The organism is Herbiconiux sp. J20-20 (genome assembly GCF_057365085.1).
Map to the genome: position 1 here is coordinate 247,189 of NZ_CP195122.1, position 20,860 is coordinate 268,048.

Sequence of the window (20,860 nt, forward strand, 5' to 3'; positions counted from 1 at the left end):
GCCTAGTGACGAGCAAGAAAGGGGCCTGCATGGACAAGCAGCGTGACTTCGTTCTCCGCACCATTGAAGAGCGGGGCGTGAAGTTTGTGAGGCTGTGGTTCACCGACGTCGTCGGAACCCTGAAGTCGGTCGCACTCGCCCCCGCTGAGGTGGAGGGCGCCTTCAGCGAGGGTGTCGGATTCGACGGCTCGGCGATCGAGGGGCTCACCCGCTCCTACGAGGCCGACGTCCTGGCCCATCCGGACCCGACGACCTTCCAGATCCTTCCGTGGCGCGGCGAGATCGACCCCACGGCGCGCATGTTCTGCGACATCCGCACCCCCGACGGTCAGCCGGCAGTCGCCGACCCGCGCAACGTGCTCAAGCGCACGCTGGCCACGGCCGCCGATCGCGGGTTCACGTTCTACACGCACCCCGAGATCGAGTTCTATCTCCTGAAGTCGAACAAGCTGGAGAACGGCCAGCCGGTCCCCGTCGACTCGGCGGGCTACTTCGACAACGTTCCCGGCGGCACCGCGCACGACTTCCGTCGCGCGTCCGTGCGCATGCTGGAGGACCTCGGCATCTCGGTCGAGTTCAGCCACCATGAGGCGGGACCCGGCCAGAACGAGATCGACCTCCGCTACGCGGACGCGCTCACGATGGCCGACAACATCCAGACCTTCCGCACGGTGGTCAAGGAGGTGGCGATCGACCAGGGCGTCTACGCGACGTTCATGCCGAAGCCGATCGTCGGGCAGCCGGGCTCGGGCATGCACACCCACATGTCGCTGTTCGAAGGCGACACGAACGCGTTCTTCGACCCGAGCGGGCAGTACCAGCTCTCGACGATCGGCAAGCAGTTCATCGCGGGCCTGCTCCGGCACGCGCCGGAGATCACGGCGGTGACGAACCAGTTCGTCAACTCCTACAAGCGGCTCTGGGGCGGGGACGAGGCTCCGAGCTACGTGACCTGGGGTCACAACAACCGCTCGGCTCTCGTGCGTGTGCCGATGTACAAGCCCGGCAAGGGGCAGAGCGCGCGTGTCGAGTACCGCGGCATCGATTCGGCCGCGAACCCGTATCTCGCGTACTCGCTGATGCTGGCGGCCGGACTCAAGGGCATCGAGCAGGGTTACGAGCTTCCTCCCGAGGCCGATGGCGATGTCTGGAACATGACGAACACCGAGCGTCGTGCGCTCGGCTACGAGTCCCTTCCGGCGAGCCTGGACCACGCGGTGCGGCTGATGGAGAAGAGCGAGCTGGTGGCCGAGACCCTCGGCGAGCAGGTCTTCGAATTCGTGCTGCTCAACAAGCGTCGCGACTGGGCCGGCTACCGGGCCCAGGTCACGCCCTACGAGCTGCAGAACAACCTGGAGATTCTCTGACGGACGCCGCCCCTCCGGCGGCGACGGAGCTGCGATGACGCGTGCCACGCTGACCCTGACCCACCTCGCCCGACTCGGCTTCGTCGAGCTGGACTGGGCGCACGGCGCCCTGGAGGGGTTGCCGTCGGGGCTCGCGGACTCGTTCTCCGTCAGCGCCGACTCCGATCTCGCGCTGCGCGGTGTGCTCACGCTCCACGAACGTGCGCCGGAGAAGCTGGCGCGGGTGCTCGATGACGTCGATGCCCGCCGGCGTCTGCTGCTGCTCGCCGGCGCATCCGAGGGGCTCTTCGATTTCCTGGTGCGCCATCCGGAGCAGCTGGATGCGCTGCTCGACCCGCTGACCGACCTGCTCAGCCCCGAGCAGGCGCGTGCCACGATCGTGTCGGCGACCGACGGGCTGACGGGGGAGGACGGCTGGAACGCGCTTCGGCTCGCCTACCGTCGCGAACTCGTGCGGCTGGCGGCCTGGGACCTCGATCAGGAGGATTCGCTCAGTGTCGTCGACCAGGTCGCGGCGTCGCTCGCGGATCTTGCCGGAGCAGCGCTCGATGCCTCGCTCGCGGTGGCGCAGCGGTCCTCGCGCTTTCCTGCCGAGCAGATCGAACTGACGCGGCTGGCGATCATCGGGATGGGCAAGTCGGGGGCCCGTGAGCTCAACTACCTGAGCGATGTCGATGTGATCTTCGTCGGCGAGAGCGCCGACAGTGAGCAGCTTGCGGACGGCCGGGCGGTGGAGATCGCCACGTTCCTCGCCGCCGAGACGATGCGCGGGATCCAGGACCTTGCGCTCGAGCCGATGCTCTGGGAGGTGGACGCGAACCTGCGCCCCGAGGGCAAGGACGGCGCCCTCGTGCGCACTGTCGAGTCGCACCTGGCCTATTACGAGCGCTGGGCGAAGAACTGGGAGTTCCAGGCCCTGCTGAAGGCCCGTCCGCTGGCCGGTGACCCGGGGCTCGGCGAGCGCTACCTCGGCAGCATCGGCCCGCTCGTCTGGACGAGCGCCTCGCGCGACGGCTTCGTCGAGTCCGTGCAGAAGATGCGGGAGCGCGTGACCGCGCACATCCCGCGCGACGAGGTGGATGTGCAGCTCAAGCTCGGTCCGGGCGGACTGCGCGACATCGAGTTCACGGTGCAGCTGCTGCAGCTCGTGCACGGCGCGAACGACGACCAGGTGCGCGACCGCTCGACGCTCGGGGCGCTCCGCGCGCTGTCCGAGCGCGGCTACATCGGGCGCGTCGAAGCGGCCGAGTTCTCGCGCGACTACCGGTTCCTCCGGGTGGTGGAGCACCGCATCCAGCTGTCACGTCTGCGGCGCACCCATCTGATGCCGCGCGACGAGGGGGTGCTGCGCGTGCTGGCGCGCGCCGCCGGGCTCGGCACCTCGGCGAATGATCTGCTCGGCCAGTGGCAGAAGATCAAGACCTCGGTGCGGTCGCTGCACGAGCGCCTGTTCTACCGTCCGCTGCTCGAGGCGGTGGCGTCCCTCCCCGACGAGGGCACCTCGCTCACGAGCGAGCAGGCCACCGCCCGACTCGCGGCGATCGGCTTCGTCGATCCCGAGGGCGCGCTGCGGCACATCGCTGCGCTCAGCGGTGGCGTCTCGCGTCGTGCGGCGATCCAGCGCACCCTGCTGCCGGTCATGCTGCAGTGGTTCTCCGACGGCGCCGACCCCGACTACGGACTGCTGACCTTCCGCAACCTCAGCGAGCAGCTGGGGGAGGCGTACTGGTATCTGCGCATGCTCCGCGACTCCTCGGGCGCCGCCGAACGGCTCACGCACGCGCTGTCGAGCTCGCGCTTCATCGGCGGGCTGTTCGAGCGCATCCCCGAGGCGGCCGCCTGGCTGGAGAAGGACGAGGAGCTGCGTCCGCGGTCCCGGGAGGCGCTGCTGGAGGAGACGGCCGCGATCGTCTCGCGGCACCGCGATGATACCGACGGGGCGAAGTCGGCGCTGCACATCGCGCGGCGGCGCGAGGTGCTCCGGCTCGCCCTCGCGGGCGTGCTCGGCGTCATCTCGGTCGAGGAGCTGGGGCGGGCGCTCAGCGACGTGACGGATGCGATCCTGACCGGCATGCTCGGCGTCGCGCACCGCTACGGCGACGGCATCGAGTTCGCGATCATCGCGATGGGGCGCTACGGCGGACAGGAGCTCGGCTTCAGCAGCGACGCCGACATCCTCTACGTGTACCGCCCGGCCGGCATCGAACCGGAAGAGGCGCAGAAGCGCGCCGAAGGCATCGTGCGCGAGCTGTCGCAGCTCAGCCAGGACCTGCGACTTCCGCTGGACCTCGACATCGACTTGCGGCCCGAGGGCAAGAATGGCCCGGTGGTGCGATCCCTCGACTCGTACCGCGCCTACTACGAGCGCTGGTCGCTCACCTGGGAGGCGCAGGCCCTGCTGCGGGCGCGCGGTGCCGTCGGCGACCCCGAGCTGCTCGCCGAGTTCGAGGCGCTGGCCGACGAGGTGCGCTATCCGGAGCAGATCTCCGATGCGGATGTGCGGGAGGTCAAGCGCATCAAGGCCCGCGTCGAGTCCGAGCGGCTGCCGCAGGGGGCCGATCCGGCGCGCCATCTGAAGCTCGGGCGCGGTTCGCTGAGCGACGTCGAGTGGTTCGTGCAGCTGCTGCAGCTGCAGCACGCCGCCCGTGTGCCGGAGCTTCGGACGACGTCGACGCTCGGCGCCCTGGCCGCGGCTGTCGATGCGGGCCTGGTGTCGACGACGGATGCGGCGCGGTTGCGCGACGCCTGGATCATCGCCTCGCGCGCCCGCTCGGCGATGACCTTGTGGACGGCGAAGACCGCCGACGTGCTTCCGAGCGACCGCCGCTCGCTGGAGGGCGTGGCGCGGCTGATGGAGTACCCGCGCTACTCCGCCTCGCAGCTCGAGGAGGACTACCTGCGGCTGACGCGGCTCGCACGTCAGGTGTTCGAGCGCGGCTTCTACGGCATCGACTGACGCGTGCGGGGGCGGGCCGGGACGCGCGCGCCGCGCGCGCAGACCCGTCAGAGGCGGGGTGCGTTGCGCTCAGTTCGGCGAGCAATCGTGTCGCGTTGCAAATACATCACACGTATGATCTACTTGTCCTGCCCGCCCACAGGGGGCGGTGCGTCGTCAACGAAGTCGACCAGAAAGGCCCGTGACATGGCCCCACAGCACAGCACCTCTGTCCGCGCTCCTCGAAAGCTCCTGATCGGCGCCGCGCTCGCGAGTGTCGGGCTCCTCGCCGGATGCGCGAGCACTGGCGCGGGGGAGATCAACCCCGAGTACGGTTTCGCGACCGTCGAGCAGATCGCCGACAGCCCCATCACGATCTGGGTCGACGCGACGCGTCAGCCCGCGGTGGAGGCGTTCCAGGCCGCGTACCCCGACATTGAGGTCGACCTCGTCGTCGACGACGGCTCGGCGGGCGCCTCGGGCACCTTCCAGACCAAGATCGCTCTCGCCGACCAGGCTGGCGACGGCTGGCCGGACGTGGTGTTCTCCTCGCAGGCGAACGACGCGTCGTGGGCGTCGCAGTCGAATGCGGGGCAGCAGGCGTTCGCCGCCCCTCTCAACCAGGGATTCCTCGACGACGACTTCCTCGACGGATTCACCGACGGTGCTCTCGAGCCGGCAACCATCGACGGCACGGTCTACGGCCTGCGCAATGACCTCGCGCCGGTGCTGTTCTGGTACAACGCGGCGCTCTTCGAGGAGTTCGGATACGACGTCCCCACGACGTGGGAGGAGTACGAGGCGCTCGGCGCGACCCTCGCGGCGGAGCACCCCGGCTACTTCCTCGGCTCGATCGGCGACTCGTTCGTCGGCCCGTACGTGTACTACTGGGCGGGCGAGGCGCCGATCTTCACGGTCGACGGCGACACCTTCAGCTCGGACCTCTCCGACCCGAACTCGGTCAAGGTGACGACGATGCTCGACAACATGGTCGCCAACGGCTCCCTGATTCAGGACAGCCTGTTCAGCGCCGAGTTCGTCGCCCAGTCCGACAAGCTCCTCGCGATCCCCGGTGCTGCCTGGTACAGCGGCGCGCTCTTCCAGAACCCCGACAACGTCGGTGCTGACGCCGGCGAATGGGGCGCGGCAGCGCCGCTCGTCTGGGAGGACGGCGCCGAGGTCACCGGCAACATCGGCGGCGGCATGTGGTATGCCTCGAGCCACTCGGCCAACCTCGACGCGGTGAAGACGTTCATGCAGTTCATCGTCTCGGATGAGCAGACCGCAGGAACCGGCGGCCTCCCGGCGTACGAGTCGGCCGCCCAGGCGTGGCTCGCCGGCCAGGCGGAGAGCGGGTTCTTCGTCGGCGACTTCGAAGGCGCGATGAGCACCGCCGCCGCGACCGTGTGGACCGGCTGGGGCTTCCCGAACTTCTCGCCCGAGACCGCCTACGCGAAGATCATCGTGCCCGGACTCGCGGAGGGAAAGACGATCGCCGAGCTGTCGGCCGACTGGCAGCAGGAGATGGAGAACGAGGCGCAGACGGTCGGTTACACGATCGGCTGATCCGCCCCGTCATCCGCTCACCACCTGAAAGATGTCTTCATGAGTTCCACAACCGCCGCTGCCGCCTCCTCCACCCGGGGGCGGCAGCGGGCCGGTGCGCGTCCCGCGCCGGCCCGCGCTCAGGCTCGCATGGGCGCCATCTTCTCGAGCGGCTACACGCTGTTCCTTCTGGCCTTCGGCGTCGGCCCGGCCGTCTACGCGCTGTTCCTCGCGTTCACCCGGGAGGGTGCCTTCGTCGGCTTCGACAACTTCGTCCGGGTCTTCGCCGACTACCGGTTCCTGCCGGCGGTCGGGCACGTCGCGCTCTTCGTGGTTGTCTGGCTTCTGAGCCTCATCGTCTTCGTCGTCCTGCTGGCGCTCATCGTGCACGCGGTGCGCGTGCGCTGGCTCTCCACGACGACCCGATTCCTGTTCTACATCCCCGGCGCTCTCGCCGGCGCCTCGAGCGTCATGCTGTGGCTGTTCGTGCTCGACCCCGCCGTAAGCCCGGTCTCCTTCATTCTCGAAGCCCTCGGCAAAGAAACCTTCGTGCAGGTCGTGCAGACCGACACGCTTCACATCGTCCTCGCGATCATCGCGTTCTGGACCGGCGCCGGTGGCTGGATCGTCATCATGTACGGAGCCCTGAACAACATCAGCGATGAGGTCATGGAGGCCGCGCGCATCGACGGTGCCGGACCCATCCACACCGCGTGGCACATCCAGATCCCCCTGCTGCGCAAGTGGATCTCGTACATGGCGATCCTGTCGCTCGCGGCCGGGACCCAGCTGTTCGTGGAGCCGCGCGTGCTCGCCCAGGCGAGCAAGGGTGTCGTCACGCAGGACTACTCGCTCAACCAGCTCGCCTTCCTCTACGCATTCCGCCAGAACGACTTCAATGGCTCGGCCGCGATCTCGCTCGTGCTGCTGGTCGTCGCTCTCGGCCTGAGCGTCTTCTTCGTCTTCCGGGGTGGTCTCTTTGAACGCGAATAACGTGACATCACGTGCCGGGCTCGCCCGGCGCGCCCGGGCGGTGACCCCAGGGATGTTCCTCGGGCGCATCCTCGCTGGCGGCGTCGTCGTGTTCTTCCTGATGTTCTTCATCGTTCCCATCGCCTGGCTGCTCATCGCGCCGACGAAGGACGGGCGACAGCTGCTGCTCGACAACCCGTTCTCGGTCGGGACGCTTGAACAGTTCGCGGTGAACTGGGAGAGCCTGATGACCTACCAGAACGGTCTGGTCTGGACGTGGCTCGGCAACTCGGCGCTCTACTCGCTCAGCGCGCTCGTCATCACCCTGGTGATCAGCATCCCCGCGGGCTATGCGCTCGCGCTCACCGAGTTCCGCGGCCGTCACCTGCTTCTCGTCGTGACGCTCGTGGTCATGCTCATCCCGAACACGGCGCTCGTGCTGCCGGTGTTCCTCGAACTGTCAGCGGTGCGTCTGATCGGCTCCCCGCTCGCCGTGATCCTGCCGTTCTCGTTCTTCCCGTTCGGCGTCTATCTGACCTACATCTACTTCTCGACGACGATCTCAAAAGATCTGCTCGATGCCGCTCGCATCGATGGGGCGAGCGAGCTGCGCGTGTTCCGCCAGGTGGCGCTGCCGCTGGCAACGCCCGTGGTGGCGCTCGTCGGGTTCTTCTCATTCACCGGCAATTGGACCAACTACTTCCTGCCGTTCGTGACGGTTCCAGGTCGCAGCGCTCCGATTCAGGTCGGCCTCGCAGAGCTCCTGTCCAACGTGCCGCAGTTCAACCCCACGACCGCGGCCTCGACAACGATCGATCTTCCTGCACTCGCGCTCGCGACGGTGCTGTCGGTTGCGCCGGTGCTGATCGTCTTCCTCTTCTCGCAGCGGTTCCTGGTCACGGGAATGACCGCGGGCGGCACGAAGGGCTGATTGCGGGGCGACGTGCCTCGAGGTCTCGTCCGCGGGAGCAGTCGCTACGAGGAGGCGGAGTCGGGGAATCGGCGGCGCTGCCACGCTTCTTCGATGTGGCGGTGCATGGCAAGATCGGCTCCCGCGGCGTCGCCGCGCTCGATCGCCGCGAGGATCTCGCGGTGCTCGTCGAGGGTGATCTGCAGCGACTCGACGGGGGGAGCGCCGACGAAGCGAATGCTCTCCAGCGCGCGCGAGAACAGGATCTGCGTGATGTTCGCCGCGAGCCGGTTTTTCGAGAGCTCCATCACGAGGAAGTGGAAGCGAGCATCCGCTTCGGCGAAGTCTTCGATGTTGGAGATGGTCGCGGCCATCTCGTCGTAGGCGCGGGTCAGGTCCCGGATGTCGTCCTCGGTGCGGTGGGCCGCGACGGCGGCGGCCATTGAACCCTCCAACGACCCACGGACGATGGCGAGCTCATCGAGCACGCCGAGCGAGTCGTCGTTCTCGACGAGAGCGGAGAGCACGACCGGGTCCAGCACGTTCCACGACGACGGCGGGTTCACCTGGGTGCCGCGGCCCTGCGCGACGGTGAGCATGCCCTTCTCCTCGACGCGCTTCACCGACTCGCGCACGACCGTTCGGCTGACGCCGAAGGTCTGACTCAGCACGCCCTCCGGGGGCAGCACCTCGCCGGGCTTCACCTGTCCAGTGACGATCGCGGTGACGAGGTCGTGAACGACCGCGACGCCGAGACGCGCGGCGGGAACGCGGGGCGTCCGGCTGCCGAGCGCGCCGAGGTCTGCGGCAGGGTCCGTCATGCTGTCAGTGTATTCCGCGGCTGTCCTGGGCACGGTGCGGCATGCGGAAGGGTGACGAACACGGCTCTACGGGCGCGAGGGCAGATCGGCGGCCAGAGAGAGTCCCGCCCGACTCGAGCGCACGTGCGGGCCCTGTGCGACCAGCCACGAGCCGTCAGCGGAGGCGTGGGCCGCGATTGCGGCCTCGTCGACGTGGATGCCGGCGCCCGGCTCGTCGCCGAGGACGATGCCGCCGTCGCTGAATTCCTGATCGACGGTGACGCCGAAGGGCGCGCCGAGATCCTGCACCTCTGCGGCGAGGTGATTCGGAATCGCGGCGGCCGCGTGCGCAACCGCCGCGTTCGCGGTCAGACCGACCGGGCTGACGGGGAGGTCGCGGCTGTGCGCCGCCGCGGCGACGCGCAGGAAGTGGGTGACGCCCCAGCCGGCTCCCGCCTGGACGATGTCCACGGCGCCCGCGTCCAGCAGCGGTCGGTACTGCTCCAATCCCGTGAGGTTCTCACCGGTGGCGACCCCCGCGCGGATGGCGCTCGAGAGCCGGGCGTGGCCCGCGGCGTCCCAGCGTCGCAGCGGCTCTTCGATCCAGGTCAGTTCGACCTCGCTCTCGATGGTGTGCAGGTAGCGCACCGCCTGCTTGAGGTTCCAGGATTCGTTCGCGTCGAGCATGAGCGCTGGCTCGACGCCCGCAGCGGCGAGCTCGCCCGCCATGATGTCGAGTCGCCGAAGGTCGGTGGCGGCGTTCTGGCCGCCCTTGAGCTTGCCGCTGGTGAAGCCGCGATCGGACATCGTGCGATAAAACTCCGCCAGCTGCTCGTCGCTCAGTGCGATGTCGAGTCCGGAGGCGTAGCCCGCGACGTAGCGGTCGCGAGCGCCCAGCAGGCGCCACAACGGCTCTCCGGCGACCTTGGCCTTGAGATCCCACAGGGCGGAATCCAGCGTGCCGATGCCGCCGAAGGTCGCGCCGGAATGGCCCGACTTGAAGACGCGGGAGAGCATCCGGTCATAGAGGGCGCTCACCGCGCGCGGGTCTTCGCCCTCGATCGCCGGGAAGATGCGTTCGATGTCGTGGGCAGATCCGGTGGCGTAGCCGTTGACGCCTTCGTCGGTTTCGAGCACGACGATGGGCACCTCAGTGATGCCCGATTCGATGACGCCGTTGGCGTCGCCGATGGGCCGTCCCCAGTCCTGATAGCTGGTGAGGCAGTGGTATCCCGTGATCTTCATCATCGCCCTTGACGTTCGGGCGGGCGACGCCCGCACTAAAGAGCATACATCATATGTTCTTCAGTGCGGTGTCGAGCCGGAAACGCGGAACGGGCCGCCCTCCCGAAGGAGAACGGCCCGTTGCCGGTGAAACGCGGGATCAGACCCCGAAGTACAGCTCGTACTCGTAGGGGTGCGGACGCTGCGCGAAGGGGAGAAGCTCGTTCTCGCGCTTGTAGTCGATCCAGGTCTCGATGAGGTCCTTCGTGAACACGCCGCCCTCGAGGAGGAAGTCGTGGTCGGCCTCGAGCGCCGCAAGCGCCTCGTCGAGCGATCCGGGCATCTTGGGGATGCCAGCCGCCTCCTCGGGCGGAAGCTCGTAGAGGTCCTTGTCGACCGGCTCGTGCGGCTCGATCTTGTTCTTGATGCCGTCGATGCCCGCCATCAGCTGCGCCGCGAACGCGAGGTAGGGGTTGCCCGAGGCATCCGGCGCGCGGAACTCGATGCGCTTGGCCTTCGGGTTGGTGCCGGTGATCGGGATACGCACCGAAGCCGAGCGGTTACCGGCCGAGTAGACCAGGTTGACCGGAGCCTCGAAGCCCGGGATCAGGCGGTGGTACGAGTTCACCGTCGGGTTGGTGAACGCGGCGATCGCCGAGCCGTGCTTCAGGATGCCGCCGATGTACCAGCGCGCGATGTCCGAGAGGCCGCCGTAGCCGCTCTCGTCGTAGAACAGCGGCTTGCCGTCGTTCCACAGCGACTGGTGCGTGTGCATGCCCGAACCGTTGTCGCCCATGAGCGGCTTCGGCATGAAGGTCGCGACCTTGCCCCACTCAAGCGCCGTGTTCTTGACGATGTACTTGAACTTCAGGATGTCGTCACCGGCGTGAACCATGGTGTCGAACTTGTAGTTGATCTCGCCCTGGCCGGCGGTGCCCACCTCGTGGTGGCCGCGCTCGACCTCGAAGCCAGCGTCGATCAGCTTGAGCACGATGTCGTCGCGGAGGTCGGCGTGCTTGTCGACCGGCGAGACGGGGAAGTATCCGCTCTTGTACGGGGTCTTGTTGGAGAGGTTTCCACCCTCCTCGACGCGGCCCGTGTTCCAGGCAGCCTCCTCCGAGTCGACCTCGTAGAAGCTCTTGTTCTGCTTCACCTCGAAGCGCACGTCGTCGAAGATGTAGAACTCGGCCTCGGGGGCGAAGAACGCGGTGTCGGCGATGCCGGTCGACGCGATGTACTTCTCGGCCTTCTTGGCGACCTGACGCGGGTCACGCGTGTAGATCTCGCCGTTGCGCGGGTTGTAGATGTCGAAGACGATCACGAGGGTGCGCGCGACACGGAACGGGTCGAGGTACGCGGTCGAGATGTCCGGGACGAGCTGCAGGTCGGACTCGTGGATCGACTGGAAGCCGCGAATCGACGAACCATCGAACATCTGGCCGACGGTGAAGAAGTCTTCGTCGACGGTCGACGCGGGGATGGTGAGGTGCTGCTGGATACCCGGAAGGTCAGTGAACCGGATGTCGATGAACTTGACATCCGTGTCCTTGATGAACTTCAGGACCTCAGACGAGTCGCTGAACAGAGGGCTGGACATAGGGAATGACTCCAAGGGCCGTAGAACGGTTGAGACTGCAGGTGCAGCCTGCCCCTCGACCTTAGGCGGAGGGGGTTTCTCTGCCATGACGCAATTGTTTCCGGCATGTTACGGCGGCGCGAGCGCATAGGCTCGTGGGGTGAGTACGGGAGCCGCTGAGAATTGGCCGGGACGCGCGTTGGGGCTCCCCGAAACGGGGCGGCGTTCGGTCGCCCGCGTGGGGCGCCGAGCGGCTGCGCTGGCCATCGACTGGGCGCTGGCGACGCTGCTCTCGCTCGCGTTCTTCTCTCCCGGCGACTGGCAGACCGACCCCTTCGCCACGCTCGGCATTTTTGCCGTGCTGCAGGTGGTCTTCCAGATCTTCTTCGGCGGCGGGCTGGGCCACCTCATGCTCGGGATGCGCGTCGTGCCGATCACGGGCGGGCCGCTCGGCATGTGGCGGCCGCTCGTTCGCACGCTTCTGCTGTGCCTCGCGATCCCCGCCCTGATCTGGGACAAGAACCAGCGCGGCATGCACGACGTGGCCGCCGGCACGGTCCTCGTCCGCACCTAGCCCCCGCCCGCGCCCCCCGCGGTCGCCGAGCGCTACCGAAACTCGCGAGCGCGACCAGAAATTCGGTGGCGCTGGTGTATTTCGGTAGCGCTCGGCAAGCCGGTGACGCGGACTAGCGCGGGCGCGGCGCGCGAACCTTGGTCGGGTCCATGCCCTTCGGGATCGGCAGCGTGTTGCGGTTGAGCGAGGCGAGGCGGTTCGAGACAGCCGTGACCTCATCGCGACGCAGCGTCTTCTTGAGACGCGCGAGCGTCGGCACGATCTTGTGCAGCGGCGTCGAGTCGTGGTCGGGGCCCACGTACATGAGCGTGACGGTGACGTTCGGGAGGATGCGCGAGACGTTGGCTCGCTCCTTGTCGAGCATCGGCTGGGTGCGCGAGCGCGGTCCTTCGCCGATCAGCACGACGCCGCCCTTGCCGACGGCGCGGTAGACCGCATCCTGGGTTCGCGGGCTCACGTTGATCGGCATCTCGCTGCCGACCCAGCTGCGCCGCAGCGAGCTCTTCAGCACGGCGCCCACCGCGCCCGCCTGGCCCTCGATCTGCGAGAACGCCGCGCGTTCGGCACGCCGCCCCAGCACGATCAGCACCAGCAGCACACCGCCGAGAACACCCGACACGTTATAGAGGATGATGCCGATGATGTTGTCGCTCGAGAACAGGATCGAGATCACGATCGCCGCGCCGATCGGGGCGATCAGCGCCAGGATCAGCATCCAGACGATGTTGCTGTCGTAGCGGCGGGTCATCTGGAAGACCTGCCACATCTGCTTGAGACGACCGGGTTCTTTCGCGGGGCGAGGGGTGCGGGCCATGAAAACTAGGATACGGGTCGGCGCGGATGCTCGGGACACGTGCGCCGGGGATGCTCAGGGGAGTCGGGTGCGGGGTCGCCGTTCGATACGCGACTGCGTCGCTACTCAAGGCGCTCGATGGGGGTGCCTTTCGATACGCGACTGCGTCGCTACTCAAGGCGCTCGATGTCGCTGCTACTCAGGACACCGCCTGGGCGAAGGCGGAGTCGGACTCGGCGGCGTCGGCAAGATGCTGCAGCTCCGGAGGCACCGCCCAGCCCTTCGCTTTCATCGAGCGCGCCCAGAGCCGCCCCGCACGGTAGCTGGAGCGCACGAGGGGTCCCGCCAGCACCCCGAGGAAGCCGATCTCCTCCGCCTGGGCCTTGAACTCGACGAACTCCTCCGGCTTCACCCAGCGAGCGACCGGCAGGTGTCGCGGGGTCGGTCGCAGGTACTGCGTGATCGTGATGATGTCGCAGCCCGCCTCGTGCAGGTCGCGCAGCGCCTCCGTGACCTCGGCGGGCTCCTCACCCATGCCGAGGATCAGGTTCGACTTGGTGATGAGTCCCGCGCGCCGCGCCTGCGTGATCACATCGAGCGAGCGCTCGTAGCGGAATGCGGGGCGGATGCGCTTGAAGATCCGCGGCACGGTCTCCACGTTGTGCGCGAAGACCTCCGGCCGCGACGAGAACACCTCGCCGAGCAGGTCGGGGTTGCCCGAGAAGTCGGTCGCCAGGATCTCGACCCCGGTGCCCGGGTTGGCCGCGTGGATCGCGCGCACCGTCTCGGCGTGAAGCCACGCGCCCTCATCGGGCAGGTCGTCGCGGGCGACACCGGTGACCGTCGCGTAGCGCAGGCCCATCGTGACGACCGATTCCGCCACCCGCCGCGGCTCGTCGGTGTCGTAGTCGGCGGGCTTCCCCGTGTCGATCTGGCAGAAGTCGCAGCGCCGCGTGCACTGGCTGCCGCCGATCAGGAAGGTGGCCTCGCGATCCTCCCAGCACTCGTAGATGTTGGGGCATCCGGCCTCCTGGCACACGGTGTGCAGGCCTTCGTCCTTCACGAGGCTCTGCAGCGCCGTGTACTCGGGCCCCATCTTGGCGCGGGTCTTGATCCAGTCGGGTTTGCGCTCGATCGGCACGGAGGCGTTGCGCACCTCGAGGCGCAGCATCTTGCGGCCGGCGGGCTCGGTCGCGCGGGTCTCGTTGAGGGTCATGCGGTCACCGTTTCGGTCGAGGAGAGGCTGTCGGCGAGGTGCGAGTCGAAGACCCGGGCGATCACCGGGACCACCTCCTGCGGCGTCACTTGTCGGCCCAGTTCACGCGAGATGCTGGTGACACCGGCGTCGCGAAGGCCGCACGCCACGATTGTTCGGTAGGCCTCGAAGGAGTTGCTGCAGTTGAGGGCGAAGCCGTGCATGGTGACACCGTCAGCGACGCGGATGCCGATGGCGGCGATCTTGTCGCTTCCGCGCAGCCACACTCCGCTGCGTCCGTCGACTCGCTCCCCGGGCACGCCGAACTCGGCGAGGACCGCGATGAGCATGTCCTCGAGCCGCCGCACGTAGGCGACCACATCGATCGGGTCGCGCAGGCGCAGGATCGGATAGCCGACGAGCTGACCGGGACCGTGCCAGGTGATCTTGCCCCCGCGGTCGACGTCGATCACCGGGGTGCCGTCGGTGGGGCGCTCGTGGGGTTCGGTGCGCTTCCCGGCGGTGTAGACGCTGGGATGCTCGAGAAGGAGTACGGTGTCCGGCGCCCGACCACTCGTGACGTCGGCGTGCAGGGCACGTTGACGTTCGAGGGCCGTCGAATACGACACGGAGTTGGCGCTTAGCCCCGCGTCGACAAAGTCGACCATGCGACCAGCTTAGGCGCGCGGGGGAGCGAACGCGTCCTCCGCCGCCACCCAACGCCGGCTTCGTCCACGGCGGCGGCTCCGGACGCGCGTCGACTCGCGCAGAGGTTCAAACTTCGATGGTGACGGTCGTGGAGCCCGAGGTGATGGCGGGATACCGCGTGACGCGCACGATCGCCCGCAGCGCGCAGCAGGTCGTGCTGATCGGCCACGATCCTGAGGCTGGCGTCGTGGTGCTGAAAGCTCGGCACGGGCCCGATGCCGTTGCACGCACGGTGCGCGAGGCGGCCGCGCTGCAGAGGGCCGCCGGGGAGCACGTGGTGGGGCTGCGGGATGTCGCCACCGGCTCCTCCGCCACCGGCGACGACCGCGGATGCCTGGTGCTGGAGCGCTGCGAGGGCGGCACGCTCGCCGAACTGCTTCGCCGACGTCGCCGTCTGGGCGCGGGTGAGGCGGTCACGCTGCTGGCGCCCGTGGTCGCGACCCTGGCGCGCCTGCACGACGCCGGGGTGGCCCACGCCGCGGTGACTCCCGAGCACATCGCCGTGGGTGCTCGCGGCGAGCCGCGACTCATCGGGTGGGGGAGCGCCGACCTGTTCGAGCCGAGCGCCGCCGAAGTGGTGCTCGAGCGGGAGCCGGGCGTGCGCGCGGATCGACGGGCGGTGCGCGCGCTGCTGGCGCGGGTCATGGCGCTGGTCGAGCTCGAGGAGGCTCCGCTGCGCGACCGGCTCTGTGCCCGGATCGAGGCCTGCCCCGATGACCGGTTGTTCGAGGTCTGCGAACGCGAGCTGTTCGGTCTCGCGGCGGCGTCGCCGCTGCGCAGCACGGACCCGGATCTGTCGCCCGGCGCGCCGCCGACCACCCGCGCCATCGGCGGCGCTCCGGGCACGGCGCCGCGGCTCGTGCCCGCCGGTGACCCGGCGCCCGCGCCAGAGTCAGCGAGTCGCGACGACGACGCCCTGCCGGGCCAGCTCGCGGCGCTTCTGGCGGGGGTGCTGCCGGATCGCGTGCATCACCTGCTCGCTGCGGTGCGACGGCGCCGGTGGCGTGAGCTGGGCGACGCCGTGGGCGCTCAGCCCGCGCGCGCCGCTTTTGCGCGTCTCGCGCGAGCCTGGGCCGACGCGAGCCGTGGCCGCCGTCGCGCGGTGATCGCGGGCGGAACGGCCGCGCTGGTGGTCGGGGTCGGCGTGCTCGGCCTGCCCGGGGACGGGATCTCCGATTCCGGGTCGCAGATCGATGACTCGAAGGTGCCGGCCGCCTCGGACGCCGGGACGGGCCGGTCCCCGGCGGCCGAGGCTGAGACGGACAGGAACGACACGACCGCGATTGTTGATGATGATCCTCTCGCCGCGGCGGACGCGCTGGTCGAGACGCGTTCGCGCTGCCTCGCCGACCTGTCCCTCCTGTGCCTCGATGAGGTGTTCCAGCCGGGTTCGACCGCGCTGGACGCGGATCGGGCGGTGATCCTCGCACTGCAGTCCGGCGGCGAGGGCGAGGCGACGCGCTGGAGGATCGACTCGGGCGCGAGCGAGTGGGTCCTCGTCGAGCGCCTCGGCGGCACCGCGCTCGTGCGTTTGGGGCCGGAAAACACCGCGGCCTCGCTCCTTCTGATGAAGGGCGAGGCCGGGTGGCGGGTTCGCGAGTATCTCGCGATGAGTTCGGGCTAGACGCCCAGCACTCCTGCGAAGTTGCCGCCCTCGAGGCGGTTCTTGACCGTGGTCAGGAAGCGCGCCGCGTCGGCTCCGTCGACGATCCGGTGGTCGTACGACAGCGCGAGGTAGACGGTCGAGCGGATCGAGATCGCGTCGAGGCCGTTGTCGCTGACGACGACCGGCTTCTTGACGACGATGCCGGTTCCGAGGATGGCCACCTGCGGCAGGAACACCACCGGGGTGTCGAAGAGCGCTCCGCGCGAACCGGTGTTCGTCACGGTGAACGTGCCGCCGGCGAGCTCGTCGGGCTTCAGCTTGTTGTCACGCGTGCGCTCGGCGAGATCGGCGATCTCCTGGGCGAGCTGCGCGAGCGTCAACTCGCTCGCGTTGCGCACCACCGGCGTGAGCAGGCCGCGCTCGGTGTCGACGGCGATGCTGACGTTCTCGTGGTCCGGGTACACGATGCTGTCGCCCTCGACCGTCGCGTTGATGATCGGGAACGCCTTGAGCGCCTCCGCGGCAGCGAGAGTGAAGAACGGCAGGAAGCTGAGCTTCACGCCGGTCTTGGAGAGGAAGTCGGCCTTCACCTGGTCGCGGTAGGCGGCGACGCGGGTCACATCGACCTCGACCACCGTGGTGAGCTGCGCCATCGACTGCATCGACAGCACGGCGCGCTCGGCGACGACCTTGCGCAGGCGCGACATCGGCACCGTGGTGCCGCGCAGCGGCGACACCTCGAGCTGCTCGACCGGAGCGGGGGTGCCCGCGGGCGCGGCGGCCGGTGCGGCCGGGGTCGCGTCGAGGATGTCCTGCTTGCGGATGCGTCCGCCGACGCCGGTGCCGGTGACGGTGGCCAGGTCGACGCCGCGCTCGTTGGCGAGCTTGCGCACGATCGGGGTCACGTAGCCGGCGTGGCTTGCCGGGGCAGCGGCAGGTGCCGGCGCGGCGGCCGGAGCGGGTGCAGCGGCCGGGGCGGCAGCGGGAGCCGGAGCGGCAGCGGGTGCCGGAGCGGCGGCCGGAGCAGCAGCGGGAGCCGGCGCCGCGGCAGGTGCCGGAGCAGCAGCGGGAGCCGGCGCCGCGGCAGGTGCCGGAGCAGCAGCGGGAGCCGGTGCAGCAGCGGGTGCCGGAGCGGCAGCAGGTGCCGGTGCAGGCTCGGCGGGAGCCGGCGCGGCCTCGGCGGGTGCAGCAGGGGCCTCCGGTGCCGGTGCCGGAGCTTCCGGCGCGGTGGGCGCCTCGGGCTCGGCAGCGGGAGCCTCGGGCTCAGCAGCGGGCGCGGCAGCGGCTCCCGAGCCGTCACCGATGGTGACCAGCGCGGTGCCGACCTCGACGGTCTCGTCCTCGGCAACCAGGATCTGCTCGATCACGCCAGCAACAGGCGAGGGGATCTCGGTGTCGACCTTGTCGGTCGACACCTCGAGCAGCGGTTCGTCGACCTCGACGCGGTCACCGACCTGCTTCAGCCAACGGGTCACTGTTCCTTCGGTGACGCTCTCACCGAGCGCCGGAAGGGTGACGGATTCACTCACGGGAAAACTCCTTTTGGAAACCTGGTCGGTTCTAGCTTAGTTCGCGCTTCGCGCAAAGGTTGGGGGGGATCAGATGGCGTGAAGCGGCTTGCCAGCGATCGCGAGGAAGGCCTCGCCGAGCGCCTCGTTCTGGGTGGGGTGCGCGTGCAGGAACGGAGCGACGTCCTCGGGGTACGCCTCCCAGTTCACCGCGAGCTGCGCTTCGCCGATCAGCTCGCCGACGCGCGCGCCGATCATGTGAACGCCGACGATCGGGCCGTCGTTGAGCCGGACGACCTTGATCGATCCGGAGGTCCCGATGATGTGGCTCTTGCCGTTGCCGGCGAGGTTGTAGTCGTACGCGGTCACCGCGTCGGCGCCGTACTCTTCGACCGCCTTGGCCTGGCTGAGGCCGATCGATGCCACCTCGGGGTCGGAGTAGGTGACCTTCGGGATGTTGACGTCGGAAACGACCACCGGGTTCAGGCCCGCGATCTCTTCGGCCACGAAGATGCCGTGCTGGAATCCGCGGTGCGCGAGCTGGAGGCCGGGCACGATGTCGCCGACCGCCCAGACGCCGGGAACGTTCGTCTGCAGGCGCTCGTTGGTGAGGACGAAGCCGCGATCCATCGCGAGGCCGACCTCTTCGAAGCCGAGGTTCGCCGTCTGCGGGCCACGGCCGACGGCGACGAGCAGGATGTCCGCCTCGACGGTCTCGCCGTTCTCGAGCGTGACGACCACACCGTTGTCGTCCTGCGTGACTCCGGAGAAGCGGACGCCGAGCTTGAACTCGATGCCGCGCTTGCGGAACGCGCGCTCGAACTGCTTCGAGATGGCTTCGTCCTCGTTCGGGACCAGGTGCGGCAGCGCCTCGATGATGGTGACGTCGGCGCCCCACGACTTCCAGACGCTCGAGAACTCGACGCCGATGACGCCGCCGCCGAGCACGGCGACCTTCTTCGGCACGAAGTTCAGCTCGAGTGCCTGCTCGGAGGTGAGCACGCGTCCGCCGATCTCGAGACCCGGGAGCGAGCGCGAGTAGGAGCCGGTCGCCAGGATGACGTTCTTGCCGGTGATGGTCTGGTCGCCCACCTGGACGCTCGTGGGGGAGACGAGGCGACCCGCGCCCTCGATCGTGGTGATGCCGCGGGCCTTGATGAGGCCCTGCAGGCCCTTCCACTTGCTGGCGACGACCTCCTCGCGGTAGCTCGTCACCGCCGCGACATCGATGCCGCTGAAGGTGCTGGTGACGCCGTACTTGGCGGACTCGCGGGTGACGTCGGCAACCTCAGCCGAGTGCAGCAGCGCCTTGGTCGGGATGCAGCCCACGTGCAGGCAGGTGCCGCCCACCTTGCCCTTCTCGATGAGCGCGACGCTCATCCCCAACTGGCTCGCGCGCAGCGCAGCGGCGTAGCCACCGCTTCCTGCGCCAAGAACAACAAGGTCAAAGTTCTGCTCGGACACCCGGCGACTCCCTCGAGATGCAGTTGCGGCACCGCAATCAGGGTGGCGAGCGGCGCGATCTGACGACACGTGGTTGCGTGCCAGAACGACACTACTACGGTCGGGAAAAGTCTTCCGTCATCGCGATCAGCGTGCGGACCGTGGCACCGGTCGGCCCCTTGGCGGTCACGCCATACGGCGCGCCGCCGTTGCTCGCCGTCCCGGCGATGTCCAGGTGCGCCCAGGGGATGGGCGACCCGTCGCGGGTGCCGATGAACGACTTGAGGAACACGCCCGCCAAGAGCATGCCGCCCGCCGTGTTGCCCGGCTTCGCGTTGGCGATGTCGGCGACCTCGGTCTCCAGAAGGGATGCCAGTTCGGAGGGGAGAGGCATCGGCCAGAGCGTCTCGCCCGCGCGCACGCCCGCCTCGACCAGGGTCCGCGAGAGCTCAGCGTCGCCCATGACGGGGATCGTGCGCTCGCCCATGGCGACGCGCGCGGCGCCGGTCAGCGTCGCGATGTCGATGATCGCATCGGGCTGCTCCTCGCTGGCCGCGACGAGGCCGTCGGCGAGCACGAGGCGCCCCTCGGCGTCGGTGTTGAGCACCTCGACCGTCTTGCCGCCGCGGATGCGGAGCACGTCGTTGGGGCGGATCGCCGTGCCCGAGGGCATGTTCTCGGCGAGGCACAGCCAGGCCGTGACGCGCACGGGGAGCTCGAGCTCGGCCACCGCCATGATCACGGCGAGCGCGGTCGCCGCGCCCGTCATGTCGTACTTCATCCCGACCATCGAACCGGCCGGCTTGAGCGAGAGCCCGCCCGAGTCGAAGGTGATGCCCTTGCCGACGAGGGCCAGGTGCTTCGTCGCCCCGGCCGGCGCGTAGCGCACGATCGCGAGACGCGGGGGCCGGCTCGAGCCCTGGCCGACACCGAGGATGCCGCCGAAGCCGCCGTCGGCGAGGGCCTTTTCGTCGAGCTCTTCGATCTCGACCGGGAGCCCCTCGGCGAAGCTGCGGGCGCGCTCCACGAAGCTCGCCGGGTAGAGATCGTTCGGGGGAGTGTGCACGAGGTCGCGCACGCGGTGCACGCCCCCGGCGACGGCGCGCGCGCGGGCTACCAGCGCCTCCGCGTCATCCGGGAGCGAGTCGACCAGCACCGTGATCTCGGCCACCGGCTGCTTGGCGCTCTCGAGGGTCGAGAAGCGGTAGGCGACGAAGCTGTAGCTGGCGATCGCTGCCCCTTCGAGCACGGCGCCGATCTGCTCGCTCGCAGCTCCGGGAAGCGCGAACGCCACCGATCCGGTGCCCGCGAGCTGACGGATCGCCGAACCGGCGGCGTTGCGCAGCGAATCCGTCGTGGGCTCATCGGCGCCGTCGGGCAGAGTCCCGAGACCGACCAGTGCGAGCGACGGCGTACCGGGGCGAACGAGCGGGCAGACGGCGGAGTTCGTCGTTCGCGCCGCTGACGCCGATCGAGGCAAGTGAGGCCTCTACTCCGGAGAAGTCGTCGGTCGGAGCGAACAGGCGCGGCCCGGCGGGGGTCTTGGCCACCCCCACCACGAGCACCTCGGCGCTCGAGTCGAGAACGGATTCGGAACGAAGTTCGAGCGAAGGCATCGGCATTCGCTCAGCCTAATCGCGCCGGATGCGGGTTCCGTTCGCCGTGTTCGCTCTCGGCTTGCGCGGCCCCCGGTGCCCGCCCAGA

General features: G+C 69.0%; 15 protein-coding genes and 1 pseudogene. 7 read left to right on the forward strand and 9 right to left on the reverse strand.

Going from position 1 to position 20,860, the window contains the following annotated elements:
* Positions 1-29 precede the first annotated feature (29 nt).
* The 5 genes from ACR3ZA_RS01185 (at position 30) to ACR3ZA_RS01205 (ending at position 7,750) form a co-directional block, all read left to right on the forward strand.
* Positions 30-1,367 (forward strand): glutamine synthetase beta-grasp domain-containing protein, encoded by a 1,338-nt coding sequence (locus tag ACR3ZA_RS01185; RefSeq protein ID WP_473659333.1) that lies wholly within the window; start codon positions 30-32, stop codon positions 1,365-1,367.
* 34 nt (positions 1,368-1,401) lie between these two features.
* On the forward strand, positions 1,402-4,323 hold the full coding sequence (locus tag ACR3ZA_RS01190) for a bifunctional [glutamine synthetase] adenylyltransferase/[glutamine synthetase]-adenylyl-L-tyrosine phosphorylase (protein WP_473659335.1): 2,922 nt from the start codon (positions 1,402-1,404) through the stop codon (positions 4,321-4,323).
* Between the two features lie 186 nt (positions 4,324-4,509).
* Entirely contained in the window at positions 4,510-5,868 is a 1,359-nt protein-coding gene (locus ACR3ZA_RS01195) for an ABC transporter substrate-binding protein (RefSeq protein WP_473659337.1), read from the forward strand.
* Between the two features lie 39 nt (positions 5,869-5,907).
* Positions 5,908-6,840 (forward strand): ABC transporter permease subunit, encoded by a 933-nt coding sequence (locus ACR3ZA_RS01200; RefSeq protein WP_473659339.1) that lies wholly within the window; start codon positions 5,908-5,910, stop codon positions 6,838-6,840.
* 1 nt (position 6,841) lies between these two features.
* Positions 6,842-7,750, forward strand: coding sequence for an ABC transporter permease subunit (locus ACR3ZA_RS01205; protein ID WP_473659341.1), 909 nt, complete (start codon positions 6,842-6,844; stop codon positions 7,748-7,750).
* Between the two features lie 44 nt (positions 7,751-7,794).
* On the opposite strand, the gene ACR3ZA_RS01210 is transcribed toward ACR3ZA_RS01205, so the two are convergent.
* The 3 genes from ACR3ZA_RS01210 to glnA all read right to left on the reverse strand — a co-directional run bounded on the left by ACR3ZA_RS01210 (position 7,795) and on the right by glnA (position 11,338).
* Complete coding sequence (locus ACR3ZA_RS01210; RefSeq protein ID WP_473659343.1) at positions 7,795-8,550, reverse strand: FCD domain-containing protein; 756 nt, start codon at positions 8,548-8,550, stop codon at positions 7,795-7,797.
* A 66-nt stretch (positions 8,551-8,616) separates the two neighbouring features.
* A complete protein-coding gene (locus ACR3ZA_RS01215) occupies positions 8,617-9,777 on the reverse strand; it encodes an enolase C-terminal domain-like protein (RefSeq protein WP_473659345.1) in 1,161 nt (386 codons plus the stop codon).
* Positions 9,778-9,913: 136 nt separating this feature from the next.
* Entirely contained in the window at positions 9,914-11,338 is a 1,425-nt protein-coding gene (gene glnA / locus ACR3ZA_RS01220; RefSeq protein ID WP_473662256.1) for a type I glutamate--ammonia ligase, read from the reverse strand.
* Positions 11,339-11,567: 229 nt separating this feature from the next.
* Here glnA and ACR3ZA_RS01225 point away from each other — a divergent pair, with 229 nt between their 5' ends.
* Entirely contained in the window at positions 11,568-11,903 is a 336-nt protein-coding gene (locus ACR3ZA_RS01225; protein WP_473659347.1) for an RDD family protein, read from the forward strand.
* A 112-nt stretch (positions 11,904-12,015) separates the two neighbouring features.
* Here the strand turns inward: ACR3ZA_RS01225 and ACR3ZA_RS01230 are convergent, their stop codons facing one another.
* The 3 genes from ACR3ZA_RS01230 to lipB form a co-directional block, all read right to left on the reverse strand.
* Positions 12,016-12,717 carry a DUF4191 family protein gene (locus tag ACR3ZA_RS01230; RefSeq protein ID WP_473659349.1) on the reverse strand — a complete coding sequence of 234 codons (702 nt, stop codon included), beginning with the start codon at positions 12,715-12,717 and terminating at the stop codon, positions 12,016-12,018.
* A gap of 178 nt (positions 12,718-12,895) precedes the next feature.
* On the reverse strand, positions 12,896-13,912 hold the full coding sequence (gene lipA, locus ACR3ZA_RS01235; RefSeq protein WP_473659351.1) for a lipoyl synthase: 1,017 nt from the start codon (positions 13,910-13,912) through the stop codon (positions 12,896-12,898).
* The gene (gene lipB, locus ACR3ZA_RS01240) at positions 13,909-14,559 is read right to left on the reverse strand and encodes a lipoyl(octanoyl) transferase LipB (RefSeq protein WP_473659353.1); all 651 of its coding nucleotides are present in this window, start codon (positions 14,557-14,559) and stop codon (positions 13,909-13,911) included. Before lipB ends, lipA begins: the two co-directional genes overlap by 4 nt.
* Before the next feature lie 116 nt (positions 14,560-14,675).
* Here lipB and ACR3ZA_RS01245 point away from each other — a divergent pair, with 116 nt between their 5' ends.
* Positions 14,676-16,223 carry a protein kinase domain-containing protein gene (locus ACR3ZA_RS01245; RefSeq protein WP_473659355.1) on the forward strand — a complete coding sequence of 516 codons (1,548 nt, stop codon included), beginning with the start codon at positions 14,676-14,678 and terminating at the stop codon, positions 16,221-16,223.
* Here ACR3ZA_RS01245 and sucB read toward each other — a convergent pair.
* The 3 genes and pseudogenes from sucB to ACR3ZA_RS01260 form a co-directional block, all read right to left on the reverse strand.
* A complete protein-coding gene (sucB, locus tag ACR3ZA_RS01250; protein WP_473659357.1) occupies positions 16,220-17,734 on the reverse strand; it encodes a 2-oxoglutarate dehydrogenase, E2 component, dihydrolipoamide succinyltransferase in 1,515 nt (504 codons plus the stop codon). The two genes, ACR3ZA_RS01245 and sucB, sit on opposite strands and share 4 nt — an antisense overlap.
* 69 nt (positions 17,735-17,803) lie before the next feature.
* Positions 17,804-19,177: a dihydrolipoyl dehydrogenase gene (gene lpdA, locus ACR3ZA_RS01255; RefSeq protein WP_473659359.1), complete on the reverse strand. Its 1,374-nt coding sequence runs from the start codon at positions 19,175-19,177 to the stop codon at positions 17,804-17,806.
* 94 nt (positions 19,178-19,271) lie between these two features.
* A pseudogene (locus ACR3ZA_RS01260) lies at positions 19,272-20,778 on the reverse strand (leucyl aminopeptidase).
* Between the last annotated feature and the right edge of the window lie 82 nt (positions 20,779-20,860).

What these genes read in the sequence shown, in the direction of transcription:
- ACR3ZA_RS01215 (WP_473659345.1), bottom strand. Translation starts at nt 9,777, where the DNA reads ATGATGAAGATCACGGGATACCACTGCCTCACCAGCTATCAGGACTGG.
- lipA (WP_473659351.1), bottom strand. Translation starts at nt 13,912, where the DNA reads ATGACCCTCAACGAGACCCGCGCGACCGAGCCCGCCGGCCGCAAGATG.
- ACR3ZA_RS01230 (WP_473659349.1), bottom strand. Translation starts at nt 12,717, where the DNA reads ATGGCCCGCACCCCTCGCCCCGCGAAAGAACCCGGTCGTCTCAAGCAG.
- ACR3ZA_RS01200 (WP_473659339.1), top strand. Translation starts at nt 5,908, where the DNA reads ATGAGTTCCACAACCGCCGCTGCCGCCTCCTCCACCCGGGGGCGGCAG.
- ACR3ZA_RS01185 (WP_473659333.1), top strand. Translation starts at nt 30, where the DNA reads ATGGACAAGCAGCGTGACTTCGTTCTCCGCACCATTGAAGAGCGGGGC.
- ACR3ZA_RS01190 (WP_473659335.1), top strand. Translation starts at nt 1,402, where the DNA reads ATGACGCGTGCCACGCTGACCCTGACCCACCTCGCCCGACTCGGCTTC.
- ACR3ZA_RS01210 (WP_473659343.1), bottom strand. Translation starts at nt 8,550, where the DNA reads ATGACGGACCCTGCCGCAGACCTCGGCGCGCTCGGCAGCCGGACGCCC.
- ACR3ZA_RS01195 (WP_473659337.1), top strand. Translation starts at nt 4,510, where the DNA reads ATGGCCCCACAGCACAGCACCTCTGTCCGCGCTCCTCGAAAGCTCCTG.
- lipB (WP_473659353.1), bottom strand. Translation starts at nt 14,559, where the DNA reads ATGGTCGACTTTGTCGACGCGGGGCTAAGCGCCAACTCCGTGTCGTAT.
- ACR3ZA_RS01245 (WP_473659355.1), top strand. Translation starts at nt 14,676, where the DNA reads ATGGTGACGGTCGTGGAGCCCGAGGTGATGGCGGGATACCGCGTGACG.